This window comes from Solwaraspora sp. WMMA2065 (assembly GCF_030345075.1).
In the GTDB taxonomy this organism is placed as follows: Bacteria; Actinomycetota; Actinomycetes; order Mycobacteriales; family Micromonosporaceae; genus Micromonospora_E.
The window spans coordinates 4,087,710-4,101,052 of record NZ_CP128361.1; the positions used below are offsets into that span (position 1 = coordinate 4,087,710).

Genomic DNA, 13,343 nt, shown 5'->3' on the forward strand with positions numbered 1-13,343 from the left:
TCACAGTCTCCAGTGAGGATTTCGGTGCCACGTTCCGAGGCTCACGTCCGGACCCCACGGTCGCAACGCCACCTGACCCACCTGTGCGAACATTTCGCCACCGCCGTACCGGTCAAATGGACCGCCGACCAGGGGCTGATCGACTTCGGCTTCGGTACCTGCCGGATCGACGCCACCAACGACAGTCTCACGCTGCACGCCGACAGCGACGACGACATCGGGCTCGCCCGGGTGGAGTACCTCGTCGGCGAACACCTGGAGCGCGCCGGTGCCCGGGAGAGCCTGGCCGTCGACTGGCAGCCGACCGGCGGCGGCTGATCACCCGGCCGGCAGCAGCGCCGCCCGTACCTCCTGCCAGGCCGCGTCGGTCCTGGCCACCAGCAGCCCCGACCGGTCGTCGGTGAAGTCGTACGGGCTGCCGTCCAGCCGCATCGCGACGCCGCCGGTCTCCCGCACCAGCAGCGTGCCCGGCACGTGGTCCCACGGCAGGGTCCGCCAGAACATCGCGAAGTCCTGCTCCCCGGCGGCGATGTCCCAGTGCTCCCGGCCGGCGCAGTGCTGACCGGGCAGCACCGCACCCAACCGCTCACCGCCGGCCTCCACAGCTGCCCGCACCGGCACCGGCAGGTACTCCAACGGCACCGCCCCGCGCAGCCGGTCCACCGGGGGCGCGGTCGTCGGCGGTGCCAGCCGCACCCCGTCCACCCAGCAGCCGGACCCATGCTCGGCCACCACCAGCGACCCGCCCACCGGGTCAAGGATCCAGCTCGCCACCGGCTCACCGGCGGCTAGCAGGGCCACCATCATCACGAACGGCCGACGGCCGGCCGCGTAGTTCGCCGTACCGTCGATCGGGTCGACCAGCCAGACCCGGCCGGCGTCGCGCAACCGACGTAGCAGCCGCGAATCGACGGCGACCGCCTCCTCACCGACCACCACCGACCCCGGTGCCAGCCGCCGCAGCCCGGCCGCGATGAACTCCTCGGCCTGCTGGTCGGCGACGGTGACCAGGTCACCCGGGGCCTTCTCGGTGATGTGTTCGGCGGACAGCTGGTTGAACCAGGGCAGCACCGCCCGCGCCGCCGCTTCCCGCAGCAGCTCACCCACCTCGTCGATCATGTGTCAGCCGCGCGGGGGCAGCTTAACCACGCTGACGAAGAACTCGTCGATCTGCCGGATCACCGCGATGAACCGCTCGAAGTCCACCGGCTTGGTCACGTACGCGTTCGCGTGCAGCTGGTAGGAGCGCAGGATGTCCTCGTCGGCCTGCGAGGTGGTGAGCACCACCACCGGGATCCGGCCCAGGTCGTCGTCCTTCTTTATCTCCTCGAGGACCTCACGGCCGTCGCGCCGGGGCAGGTTCAGGTCGAGCAGGATCAGGTCGGGCAGCACCGCGTCGGCGTACTTGCCCTCCCTGCGCAGGTAGGCCAGGGCCTCGGCGCCGTCCGAGACGACGGTGAGCCGGTTACGGACCTTGTGTTCCTCGAACGCCTCCTGGGTCATCAGCACGTCACCCGGATCGTCCTCGACCAGCAGGACCTCTATCGGGCTCTTGCCGTCCGGTTCGGTCATCACACCTTCGTCTCCTTCTCGGCGCCGCCGTCGGCCGACGCGGCGGACACCGGGTCCGGGCGGGCGGTCACCGGAAGCGTAAAACGAATCGCCGTGCCCTGGTCGACCTGGGTGTCAACCCAGATCCGGCCGCCGTGGTACTCGACGATCTTCTTGCCGATCGCCAGCCCGATCCCGGTGCCCGGGTAGGCGTCCTTCGAGTGCAAGCGCTGGAAGATCACGAAGATCTTGTCAGCGAACTCGGCTTCGATCCCGATGCCGTTGTCCCGACAGGTGATCTCCCACTCGCCGGCCAGCTCACGGGCGGAGACCTCCACCCGGGGCGGCACCTGCGGCCGACGGAACTTGAACGCGTTGCTGACCAGGTTCACCAGCAGATTCGTCAGCAACGGCTCCTCGCCGGTGACCACCGGCAGCTCCGACCAGGTCAGCTCGCCGCCGGCGTACTCCCGGCTCGCCTCGGTCTGACCGGCCACCTCGGTCATCACCTTGTTCAGGTCGACGTCGGTGAAGCCGGAGGTCATCCGGCCGATCCGGGAGAACGCCAGCAGGTCGTTGATCAGCCGCTGCATCCGTTGCGCGCCGTCGACAGCGAAGGCGATGTACTGGTCCGCGCGGGCGTCCAGCTGACCGGCGTACCGGCGCTGCAGCAACTGGCAGAAGCTGGCCACCTTGCGCAGCGGCTCCTGCAGGTCGTGCGACGCCACGTAGGCGAACTGCTCCAGGTCACGGTTGGACCGGACCAGCTCCTCGGCCTGCCTCTGCAGTTGGCCGTTCACCCACTCGACCCGTTCCCGGGCCTCACGCACCTCGGCCAGATCTGCGGCGATCTTGCGTCGCATGCCGTCCACGTCGCTGGCCAGCGCGGCCAGCTCCGGCGGCCCGACGTTCGCGATGTCCCGGTGGTACTCGCCGTTGGCCACCTGCCGCACCTGCGCGGCGAGACCGGTGACCGGGCCGATCACCAGCCTGTTCAGCGACATCAGCAGCACCACCCCGGCCAGAACCACCACCGCCGCCGCCACGGCCAGCAGACCCGCCAGGGTCCGGCTGGTCCCCCGGGCGTCCGCCGCGACCCGGTCCCGGACCGTCAGAATGTCCGCCTGCAGCTGGTCGACGTCAACCCGTAGGTCGTCGAAACGTTCCCGGGCAGCGTCGCCGAGCAGCGCCTGCCCGGCATCGGTCCCGTCCGTCTCGACGGCGGCGATCGCCGGCTCGGCGACCAGGTCGCGCCACTGCCGTGCCTGGTCGGCGATGGCCTCGATCTGGCCGCGCAGCGGATCGTCCTCCGCGATCAGACTCAGCATGTGGTCGATCAGCTGCCGTTCCTGCACCGCCCCCTGACGGTACGGCGCGAGATCGGCCGGGTCACCGGACACCGCGTAGCCACGTACCCCGGTCTCCTGGTCGACCAGCACGGTCAGCAGGCTCTCCGCGTCGGTCCGCAGCGGGCCGATCCTGGTGAGCATGGTGTCGATGTGGTCCTGGTTGGCTCGGGCGACCAGCGCCGCGCCGCCGGCCAGGGCCGCCAGCAGTCCACCCACCACGACGCAGAGCAGCGTCACCCGGGCACGCAGCGTCAACCGGCTGGCCCGGGACACCCCGGCCGGTGGCGGAGCGGCGGTCACCGGCCACCGCCCCGGCTGACCAGCAGCATCGCCACGTCATCGGCGAGCGGACCACCGTTGATCTCCTCGGCCCGGCCGACCAGCCAGCCGGGCAGCGCCGGCAGCGGCACGTCCCGGGCCGCCGGCTCGGCCACCAGCCGTTGCAGGCCGGCCACGTCCAGCCGTTCGTCGGAGTCACCGAGCCGCCCCTCGATCAGACCGTCGGTGTACATCAACAGGGACCACTCATCGGCGTCGAACTCCACATCGAAGGCGCGGGGCGGGCGGGGGTGGACGCCGAGCAGCAGGCCGCCCGGGGCGGGCACCGGCGCGACCTGACCGTGGCGGAACAGCAGCGGCGGCGGATGTCCCGCCAACCGTACAGTGGCCCGGTTGGCGGCCAGGTCCAGCCGGACGGCGGCCACCGTCGCGAATATTTCCCGCAGCCGGCGTTCGCTCATCAGCACCTGCTCCAGCGCCGGCAGCACCGCGTCGTCGGCCACCCCGGCGAGCACCAGCGCCCGCCAGGCGACCCGCAGCTCGACCCCGAGCGCGGCCTCGTCGGCGCCGTGCCCGCAGACGTCGCCGACGATCAGGTCGATCCGCTCGGGCGTGGTCTGCACCACGTCGAAGAAGTCCCCGCCGATCAGCGCGGCGTGCCGACCCGGCCGATAGAAGGTGTGCACCGAAACCTCGTCGGTGTCCATCAGCGGCTGCGGCAGCAGCCCGCGCTCCAGCCGGGCCGACTCGGCCTGCCGCAGCTCGACCTCACGCAGCCGGCGGGCATTCTCGTCGGCCCGCTTACGCTCCACGGCGTACCGCAGTGCCCGGCTCAGAAGTACCCCGTCGACCTGACCCTTGACCAGGTAGTCCTGGGCGCCTTCGGCGACCGCGCCGATGCCGAGGTGCTCATCCTGCCGGCCGGTGAGCACGCAGACCGCCGCCCGGCCGGCCACCCCGAGCACCCGGCGCAGACCGTCCAGCCCTTGCGCGTCCGGCAGCCCCAGATCGAGCAGGACGCAGTCAACCCCGGCGATCCGCTCCCGGGCCTGGTTCAGGCTGTTCGCCACCACCAGGTCGACCGCCGCCTGCGCCTCCGCCAGCAACTCGCCGACGAGGAACGCGTCGCCCTCGTCGTCCTCGACCAACAGCACCCGCAGCCGCTCCGTCGGTGCGACAGCCACCGGCGGGCCCGGCTCGGACCGAGGATCGGAACGGGGCGGAACGAGTGACGAACCGGTCATGCCGGCCTGCCGCTGGTCCGCCGCCGCGCCAGGTGAGTGTCGATGGTGAGCTCCTTTTCGATGACCCGCTGATCGTCTCCCAGCCGAACAGGGCACACAACAGCAAGCACTTGCACAAAGTAGGCCACCCGGCCGATGCCTGGTTACCCGGCCAGCCCGGATTGGGCAGGATGTAGCCACCCTTACCCACGCAGCGCAGGAGAGCACCATGGGCGTACCCCTTGTCGCCGCCGCCCACCGGGCGTTCGCCCGGCCCCACCGGCGGCCGGCCGCCGCGCTGGCCGCGCTGGCCGCCCTCGGCCTGGTGGCCGCCGCCGCGCTGGTCGACCTGCGTCCACCCGCGCCGCGCGGCGCCGGCGCGCCGGCCAGCGAGTTCAGCGCCGACCGGGCGCACCGGCACATCGAACGGATCGCGCAGCGGCCGCACCCGACCGGCAGCGCCGCCAACGACGACGTCCGCGACTACCTGGTCGACACGCTGACCGCGCTGGGGCTGGCCCCGCAGACCCAGGACGCGGTCGGCGGCGAGGCCGGTCAGCTCAGCGGCGCGGCCAGCGGCGCCACCCTGGCCCGGGTACGCAACGTGGTCGCCCAGATCCCGGGGACCGACCCGACCGGACGGATCGTGCTGGTCACCCACTACGACTCGGTCCAGGTCAGTCCGGGTGCAAACGACGACGGCGCCGGCGTCGGCACCCTGCTGGAGGTGGCCCGTGCCATCACCGAAGGTGACCGGCCGCGCAACGACGTCGTGCTGCTGTTCACCGACGCCGAGGAGGCGTGCCTGTGCGGCGCGGCGGCGTTCGTCGCCGCGCACCCGCTGGCCGACGCCGACGACACCGTGGTGCTCAACCTGGAGGCGCGCGGCAGCAGCGGGCCGGTGGTCACCTTCGAGACGTCCCGCGACAACGCCGCCCTGGTCGACGTGTTCGGCCGCGCCGCCCCGCACCCGATCGGCACGTCGTTCGCCGTCGAGGTCTACCGGCTGCTGCCCAACGACACCGACTTCACCCCGTTCCTGGACGCCGGTTTCGCCGGGCTCAACTCGGCGTACATCGACGGCTCGGCCATCTACCACACCCCGCAGGACACCCCCGCGTCGATGGACCGGGCCAGCCTGCAGCACCACGGCGACAACACCCTCGGCCTGGCCCGCGGGTTCGGCGCGGCGGACATCCCGGCGCTGGCCGCCGACTCCGACGCCACCTACTTTCCCACCCCGCTCGGGCTGGCCCGCTACCCCGGCACACTGACCTGGCCGTTGGCGGTGCTGGCCGCCGTCGCGGTCGGCGTACTGGCGTGGGCGACCCGGCGACGTGGCCGGGCCGACTGGCCGCGACTCGCCGCTGGGTTCGGGTTGGCGGCGATCCCGCTGGTCGCCGCGCCGGCCACCGCGCAGCTGCTGTGGACCGTCGTGGTCCGGCTCCGGCCGGAGTACGCCGACCTGCTCGACCCGTACCGGCCGGTGCCGTACCGGATGGCGGTGCTGGCGCTGACCACGGCCGTGGTTTTCACCTGGTACGCGTTGCTACGACGGCGGGTCGGCCCGGCGGCGCTGGCCGTCGGCGGGCTGGCCTGGCTGACGCTGATCGGCCTGCTGCTCGCCGCACTCGCCCCCGGCGGGTCGTACCTGGCGACGCTGCCGGCCCTGGCCGGCACGGCCGGTTGCCTGGTCGCGCTGTCGCTGCGGACAACCGGTCCGTGGCCGGTGGTGGCGCTGGCCGCCGGGGCGACGGTCGGCGTGCTGTTGCTGGCACCGACGGTGGTACTGCTCTTCCCGGCGCTGGGCATGGGTCTGGCCGCAGCCGCCGCGTTCGTCGCGACGCTGCTGGCGTTGGCTGCGCTGCCGGTGCTGGACCTGCTGCTGCCGCAGGCCGGCGGGCAGCGCGGCGTCGCCGCGGTCCGGGCCCGCCGGGCCGGGCCGGTGCCAGCGGTCGCCGCCGGGCTCGCCGCGCTGATGCTCGCCGTGGTCGGCTTCGTAGTGGACCGGTTCGACGCCGACCATCCGGTACCCACCCAGCTGATGTACGCGCTGGACACCGACACCGGCGAGGCCCGCTGGTTGAGCTGGGAGACCCGGCCGCAGCCGTGGACCGCCGGGTACGTCGACCAGGCCGCCTCGGTGGCGGACGAGTTTCCGCTGATCGGCGACCATCCGCTGCGTACCGGGCCGGCCGAGGCGGCGGACCTGCCGGCGCCGGCGCTGGACCTGCTCGACGACAGCGGGGTGGCCGCCGACGGGCGGCGTACCCTGCGGTTGCGCCTGCTGCAGCAGCGGCCGGTCCGGCTGGTGGGGCTGCACGTGGCGGCCGGCGGGCCCGAGGTGGTGTCGGCGACGGTCGCCGGCCGGGAGGTGCCGGTCGAGTCGACCGGCACCTCGTCCGGTGACGGCTGGAGCTTCGGGACGGTGTTCCACGCCCCGCCGCCGCAAGGGCTGGAGGTCGTGCTGGTGCTGCGGGCCGGCGACGGCGCGAACGCCGCCACCGGCCCGGTCCGGGTGCGGGTGGCCGACGGCAGCGACGGCCTGGCGGACCTGCCCGGCTTCACCCCCCGGCCGACCGGGGTCGGGGTGGCCGGTTCACACACCAGCGAACTGGTGACCGTCGCCCGGACCTACACGTTCTGACCGCCACGCCCCTGCGCCGCCCGGGCGGCGCAGGGGCGGTGGATTCAGCCGCGGCCCTGGTCGGCGATGAAGGCCGCGATCCAGGACAGCGGGGCGTTCCAGTTGATGGTCAGCTCGTTAGTGGCCCAGGACTCGATGTCGTCGACGTAGCAGAACTGCGGCGCGCAGCCGGTCAGCAGCCGCTGCGCCACCGGGTCCTGGATCGACGAGTTCGGACCACCGGCGAGCGTGCCGCGCGGCGGGTTCGGCAGCTCGGGGTTGAGCTGGCGGGCGTACCAGCGGGAGTGCTGGTTCTGCGACGACACCGTGCCGTAGCCGGTGACGTAGGAGATGTTCAGCGCGTTGCGGCCGAAGATGTAGTCCATCGTCTGCAGCACCCCGTCGCGGTACTTCTCCTTACCGGTCAGGTCGTACGCGGTGGCGATCACGATCGCGTTGTTGACGATGACGCTGTTCGAACCCCAGTCGTAGAGGTTGCCGACCGGGGCGTACGGGATACCGTACGGGTGGGCATCGAGCGTGGCCAGGTAGCGGTCCGCCGCATCGATCACCGACGCCCGCACCTGCCACCAGCCCGGCAGGCTGTTCGGCGTCGTGGCCAGCGCCATCCGGCCCAGCGGAGCGGTCCACTGCCAGCCGAAGGCGCCCTCCTTGAAGATGTCACCGGTGTGGTGCGGCGAGGCGAGCACGAAGTCGCGGAACTCGCGCTCCCCGGTGGTCAGGTACAGCTCGGCCGCCGCCCAGTAGAACTCGTCGGTGACGTCGGTGTCGTCGTAGGGGCCGCCGCCGATGGCGTCGGCCGGGTCGGCGTACATCTGCGGGTTGGCCTTGGCCGCCGCCCACGCGGTGCGGGCCGCGTCCAGGTTGCGGTCGGCGAAGGCCTCGTCGTACGGCTTGAACACCCGCGCCGCCTGGGCGGCGGTGGCCGCCAGGTTGAGCGTGGCGGCGGTCGACGGCGGGTGCAGCTCGCGCAGCTGGGAGTCGAGGTGCGGCAGCAGCGGTAGGCCGGTCCACGCCGCGTCGTGGATCTTGTGGTGGGCCATGCCAGCCAGCGGCTGCCCGGCCGGGACCTGCATCCTGAGCAGGAACTCCTGCTGCCAGCGCACCTCGTCGAGGATGTCCGGCAGCTTGTTGCCGCTCTCCGGCAGGTCGAGCACGCCGTCACGCTGCAGCCACGGCTTGCCCCGGTGCACCCGCAGGGCCCGCTCGTACTCGTTCATCAGCTGGTAGACGGAGATGCCACCGTTGACCACGTACTTGCCGTGGTCGCCGGCGTCGTACCAGCCGCCGGAGACGTCCAGGGTGTAGTCACAGACGCCGGGCTGGCACGGCACCTCCAGGTCACCCTGGTTGGGCGCGACGCCGACGTGCCCGGCCGGGCGGCCGTAGCCGGGCCGCAGCTCGTCGGAGATCTCGATGCCGCTGCGCTGGGTGTAGTAGAACTTCAGCGCATCGGCGCGCAGCTGCGTGTAGAAGCTGGTGCCGATCTCGAACGGGAAGCTGGTTTCGCCATCGGCGACCAGGGTGTAACCGGTGCCGGGTCGGACAAAGCGGCTGAACGTGATCGAGTGGACATTCTGCCCGGAGGATTCGTCCAGCCCACGCGGCTTGGTCTTGCCGTTGACGACGACCTTGCCGCCTGAGTCGTACAGTCTCCACGGCAGCGGGTCGGTGGCGTCGGTGACCAGGGTGGCGTTCTTCGGCCCCTTCGGCAGGTAGCCGACCTGGTTGACCCGCACCCGGGGTCCGGTGTCCGGCACGTACTCCTCCGGTTCGGCGCCGCCGCGCAGCGACACATCGTCGAGGCACAGCCGCCATGGGTCGGCGCTGCCGCCGACCTGGAAGGCGACCTGGGCGTTGGGCAGGTCGGTCGGGGCGGTGAAGGTGTACGTGTAGTTGTTGCCGGAGACGCTGACCTCGGGGTTGGCCGCCATGAACTGGGTCCACGGGTCGACCGGCAGTTGGATCAGCGCCCGGATCACCTTGTTGGGGGTGGCGGTGGCGAAGAACTTGTATTCGTACGTCTCACCGGCGACCAGCGGAACGTCGTCCTGGCCGATGATGACGTCCCACGGGTTGACGGTGCCACCGGGGATGTCGGCGCAGAGCTGCTGGCTGCTGGAGTCGAGGGTGATGTTGGCGGTGCCCCACCAGGGGGCGTGGCCGTCGTCGAAGGTGCCGTTGACGATCTGTTCGGGTGCCTCGTCCTGCGCGTGCGCAGGAGCAGCGGCGGTGAGTGCGGTGGCGGTCAGCGCCGCCACCGCGGTGACGGCGAGCGGAACGGTCCGCCGCCGGGAGAATATCGACACGCCGGGTCCTTCCGATGGTCGTGCGGCGCGGGCGAGGCTCTGCCCGGCGCGCCGTGTCAGCGGTCATGCATCGAAAGCAGCGGATGGGAGCGCTCCCACCCGCAGTACTCGAATATTCTCAGCGTGTTTCGAGCATGTCAATAGATCTATGCAGGCGGCCTTCAGCGCGGGCGCAGCGCCGACACCCGGTCGTAGACCTCGTTGCGGGCCAGCCCGGTCAACTGGCCGGCCAACGACCGTACCGTCCGGGTGTCCAGCCCGGCACCGAGCAACAACTCGATCACCCGGTCCGGGTCGAGGCTGCCGGCCCCGACCCCGCCGCCGTTGGTCGACTCACGCCGCCGTATGCCCTCCACCACCACGGTGATCTCGCCCCTGACCTCGTCGCGGGCGGCCAGGTCGGCGTGCACCTGGGACAGCGGGCCGCGCAGCCACTCCTCGTGCGACTTGGTCAGGTTGCGCACCAGCGCCGCCGCCCGGTCACCGAGCACCTCGCGTACGTCGGCGAGCATCTCCACCACCCGGTGCGGCGCCTCGAAGAAGATCAACGTGGCGGACAACGGGGCGAGCTCGGTCAACGCGGTACGTCGCGCCGCCGACTTGCGGGGCAGGAAACCGACGTACAGGAAACGGTTTGCCGGCAGCCCGGAGCCGACCAGCGCGCTCAGCGCGGCGCTCGCCCCGGGCAGCGGGTCGACCCGCAGCCCGTCGGCCAGCGCCGCCCCGACCACCAGGTAGCCGGGGTCGTTGACCAGCGGCGTACCGGCGTCGGAGATCAACGCGACGTCGGTGCCGGCGTTCAGCACGGAGATCAACTCGGCGGTACGGGCCTGCTCGTTGTGGTCGTAGCAGCTGACCACCCGGACGTCGATGTCGTGCGCGTCGAGCAGCCGCCTGGCCCGCCGGGTGTCCTCGGCGGCGACCAACCCGGCGGTACGCAGCACGTCCAGCGCCCGCAGGGTGATGTCGCGCGGGTTGCCGATCGGCGTCGGCACCACCGACAGCGTGCCGCGCCGCTCGTCACCCCGGCCGCTCGGGTCGACCTGCTCACCCGCATCGCCCTGGTCGCCCCTGCTGCCGCCGGCTGCCTCGTTCACCCGGCGATGGTAGCCACCCGGCCGACAGCTCTGCCGCCTCACCTCGATCAGGTTTCAGGCACAGCAGGTGTCGCCGCGCCAGGCCTCCCGGCCTTCCCTGACGGCGACGGCGGCGATGACCAGAGCGGCGGCGGGGTCGGCCCACCACCAGCCGAACAGCGAGTTGACCGCCAGCCCGACTAGCAGGACAGCGGACAGGTAGGTGCAGAGCAAAGTCTGTTTGGAGTCGGCGACGGCCGACGCCGAGCCGAGCTCCCGCCCGGCGCGGCGCTGCGCGGTCGAGAGCACCGGCATGACCGCCAGGGAGAGCGCGGCGAGGATCAGCCCGACCGTGGAGTGGTCCGGGCGGTGCGCGCTCAGCAGCGCCCGTACCGATTCGAATCCGACGTAGCCGGCGAGGGCGAAGAACGACACGGCGATGACCCGTAGCGCGGCGCGTTCGCGGCTTTCGCGGCGCTCGTGGTCGGCGCCGGTGAACTGCCAGGCGACTGCGGCGGCGGAGGCCACCTCGACCACCGAGTCGAGGCCGAACCCGATGAGCGCGGTGGAGGAGGCGACGGTGCCGGCGCTGATCGCGACGATCGCCTCGATCACGTTGTAGGCGATGGTGGCGGCGACGAACCATCGGATCTGCCGGGCGAGCGTCGCCTGCCGGGCAGCGGACAGGTGGGCGGCCGACGGCTTGACGGCGGACGGCTTGACGGCGGACGGCCGGGTCGGGCCGATCGGGATGAGCGGCAGCTGGGCGGACATCAGCAGCAGCCGTCGGTGTCAGCCGACGGGCAGGCCGCCGGGTCGACGGCCAGCACCAGGCCGAGCAGGTCACCCAGGGCGTGGGCGAGCCGGGGGTCGGCCAGCTCGTAGCGGGACCGCCGGCCTTCGGGCACGGCCACGACCAGGCCGCAGCCGCGCAGGCAGGCCAGGTGGTTGGAGAGGTTCTGCCGGCTGGTGCCGAGCAGGTCGGCCAGCTCGGCGGGATAGCCAGGGCCGTCGCGCAGTGCGAGCAGCAGCCGGGCCCGGACCGGGTCGGACAGGGCGTGCCCGAAGCGCGCCAGCACCTGCCCGTACGTCAGCGTCTCCATGGTTCACGACGGTACATCGAACGCTGAATAAAGCAAAGACTGAACCGTTGCTCCGGTCGCTCTGGCTGACCTGGGACGACCTGGATCGAGCTGGCCGCTCGGGTTGCTCCGGAGCAGGATGTCTCCGCCGGCCTGATGCCGCAGGTGCATCTCGATGCACCTCTGGCATCAAGCTGCACCAGCACCTCCGATCTCTGGGGTCACTATGCGTACACACTAGGGGGCATGGCGTCAGCGCATCAGGGTCTGCGGCCAGGTCGAGAGGTCGCCCACGTTGGTTGCCACCTGCACCGAATCAAGGATCAGGTCGGCATCCTGGATGCTGAACCCCTGGTAGTTGCCCTTGCCGATGCGGGCGCTGAGATTCAGGTTCGGCAGACCGAGCAACTTCATCTCGTCTCGGCCCGGGTACAGGAATGCCTGCCGTTCACCGACCACGTGATTGGCCTGCCGAGCATTACCCGACCGGACCAGCGCGTACTGAGCTTGCACCTCCATCCGATCGTTCCCTCCCCGTTCCAGCACGACCCCTCCGTCGGCGTACCGGCCGTCGATGAAGCCCACCGATGCGCGGACCATCCGGGTGCCGTCCGGCAGGGTGCCGAGTTGGAACGGCAACACGATTCGCTGTGCCCGGTTGAGATCGAGAGCGGCGATCACCTGCCGAGCGGATGCGTCCTCCGGGGCCTGCACCCGCAACCAGAGACCCTGCACCGGCTGCTCTCGGATGACGACGCCCAGGTCATTCTGGCGCTCAACACTGTCCAGGACGGCCATGTCGTGTCCGATCGCGGCGTAGACCAGATCCTGCTCGCCTACGCCTACCTCCAATTGCTCGTACCCGTCGCCGCTGGTCCAGTCGAAGTGACGCGCTGTGGCGATGAGCCCCGGCGCGTCGAAGTGGACCAGATTGGCGTCGGCACCGACGCGGGTCGGGTCGGTCCGCGCACCGGGTTCACCAGTCGCCTCGGGCAGTGCGCTGATGACTCCGCCTCCGGGTGCGAAGGTGTCGCCGCCGACCGGCCAGCGAGCTATCCCGGCGGATACACCAGCGACGACGATCGCCGTGACCGTGGCGAGCCCCGTTCCGACCAGGAAACGGCGCCGACGCCGGTAGGCGCGACCACGCGAGCTGGCCCGCTCCAGCAGAGCCGCCCCGTCCACCTCGCCAGCGGCGCGGCTACGCAGGCTTTCGGCGAGAAGTTCCTCAACGCCATTCATAGCTTCGACCTTCCTCGTCAGCTGTTGACCGGATGCTGCGTGCGCAGCGCCGCCAACGCCCGCATCGTGTGGGTCCGGACCGTGGTCTTAGTACAGTCGAGGATCTCGGCGATTGTGCCGTCGTCCAGATCCTCGTAGTAGCGGAGCACCAGGACAGCCCGTTGTCGTGGCGGCAGGGCCGTGACAAGCCGCCACATCGCGTCGCGTTCCGCGGCAGCGGTGCCCATGTCGCCGCTTACCCGGCACGCAGCCGAGTGGTCGAGCGCGGCGGTCATCAGCTCCGACGTCACCGGTGTTTCGTGACTGGACCGGCGTCGCCACCAGGACGAGTTCACGTTCAGCAGGATGCGCCGTACATAGATGTCCGGCCGGTCCATCCGGCTGATCGACCACCAACGAGCGTACGCTCGACCGAGGGCTTCCTGTACCAGGTCCTCTGCGCGATGGGAGTCACCGGTGAGCAGCCGCGCCAGGCGAACCAGCGCTGGACCACGCGCCACCACATAATCCTCGAACGTCATCGCTCTGGTATCCCTCCGAGTGCCTACCACTCCAAACGCGGTCACCGAGCCGATTTGTTGACCA

At 71.3% G+C, this 13,343-nt stretch carries 12 protein-coding genes; 2 read left to right on the forward strand and 10 right to left on the reverse strand.

Annotation, left to right across the window (positions count from 1 at the left end):
- Positions 1-24: 24 nt before the first annotated feature.
- A complete protein-coding gene (locus tag O7610_RS18650) occupies positions 25-318 on the forward strand; it encodes a DUF2218 domain-containing protein (protein WP_281551948.1) in 294 nt (97 codons plus the stop codon).
- Here O7610_RS18650 and O7610_RS18655 read toward each other — a convergent pair whose 3' ends face one another.
- From O7610_RS18655 to O7610_RS18670, 4 genes are read right to left on the reverse strand one after another with little or no spacing between them, the layout of a single operon-like run.
- Positions 319-1,119 (reverse strand): inositol monophosphatase family protein, encoded by an 801-nt coding sequence (locus O7610_RS18655; protein ID WP_281551949.1) that lies wholly within the window; start codon positions 1,117-1,119, stop codon positions 319-321.
- Positions 1,120-1,122: 3 nt separating this feature from the next.
- A complete protein-coding gene (locus tag O7610_RS18660; RefSeq protein WP_281551950.1) occupies positions 1,123-1,572 on the reverse strand; it encodes a response regulator in 450 nt (149 codons plus the stop codon).
- Positions 1,572-3,200 carry a sensor histidine kinase gene (locus O7610_RS18665; protein WP_281551951.1) on the reverse strand — a complete coding sequence of 543 codons (1,629 nt, stop codon included), beginning with the start codon at positions 3,198-3,200 and terminating at the stop codon, positions 1,572-1,574. The genes O7610_RS18660 and O7610_RS18665 overlap by 1 nt, the downstream gene beginning before the upstream one ends.
- Entirely contained in the window at positions 3,197-4,423 is a 1,227-nt protein-coding gene (locus tag O7610_RS18670) for a PP2C family protein-serine/threonine phosphatase (protein WP_502959037.1), read from the reverse strand. Before O7610_RS18670 ends, O7610_RS18665 begins: the two co-directional genes overlap by 4 nt.
- Before the next feature lie 208 nt (positions 4,424-4,631).
- On the opposite strand from O7610_RS18670, the gene O7610_RS18675 reads away from it, so the two are divergent.
- On the forward strand, positions 4,632-7,049 hold the full coding sequence (locus O7610_RS18675; RefSeq protein ID WP_281551953.1) for a M28 family peptidase: 2,418 nt from the start codon (positions 4,632-4,634) through the stop codon (positions 7,047-7,049).
- A gap of 44 nt (positions 7,050-7,093) precedes the next feature.
- Here O7610_RS18675 and O7610_RS18680 read toward each other — a convergent pair whose 3' ends face one another.
- From O7610_RS18680 to O7610_RS18705, 6 genes are all read right to left on the reverse strand, one after another.
- Positions 7,094-9,358 (reverse strand): glycoside hydrolase family 9 protein, encoded by a 2,265-nt coding sequence (locus tag O7610_RS18680; RefSeq protein ID WP_502959038.1) that lies wholly within the window; start codon positions 9,356-9,358, stop codon positions 7,094-7,096.
- Positions 9,359-9,519: 161 nt separating this feature from the next.
- On the reverse strand, positions 9,520-10,455 hold the full coding sequence (gene rsmI / locus O7610_RS18685; protein WP_289211433.1) for a 16S rRNA (cytidine(1402)-2'-O)-methyltransferase: 936 nt from the start codon (positions 10,453-10,455) through the stop codon (positions 9,520-9,522).
- A gap of 54 nt (positions 10,456-10,509) precedes the next feature.
- Positions 10,510-11,208 carry a cation efflux transmembrane domain-containing protein gene (locus O7610_RS18690; RefSeq protein WP_289211434.1) on the reverse strand — a complete coding sequence of 233 codons (699 nt, stop codon included), beginning with the start codon at positions 11,206-11,208 and terminating at the stop codon, positions 10,510-10,512.
- A complete protein-coding gene (locus tag O7610_RS18695; RefSeq protein ID WP_282233449.1) occupies positions 11,208-11,537 on the reverse strand; it encodes an ArsR/SmtB family transcription factor in 330 nt (109 codons plus the stop codon). The genes O7610_RS18690 and O7610_RS18695 overlap by 1 nt, the downstream gene beginning before the upstream one ends.
- A 231-nt stretch (positions 11,538-11,768) precedes the next feature.
- The gene (locus O7610_RS18700) at positions 11,769-12,758 is read right to left on the reverse strand and encodes a hypothetical protein (RefSeq protein ID WP_289211435.1); all 990 of its coding nucleotides are present in this window, start codon (positions 12,756-12,758) and stop codon (positions 11,769-11,771) included.
- Positions 12,759-12,775: 17 nt separating this feature from the next.
- The gene (locus O7610_RS18705) at positions 12,776-13,279 is read right to left on the reverse strand and encodes a SigE family RNA polymerase sigma factor (protein ID WP_289213642.1); all 504 of its coding nucleotides are present in this window, start codon (positions 13,277-13,279) and stop codon (positions 12,776-12,778) included.
- Positions 13,280-13,343: the final 64 nt, after the last annotated feature.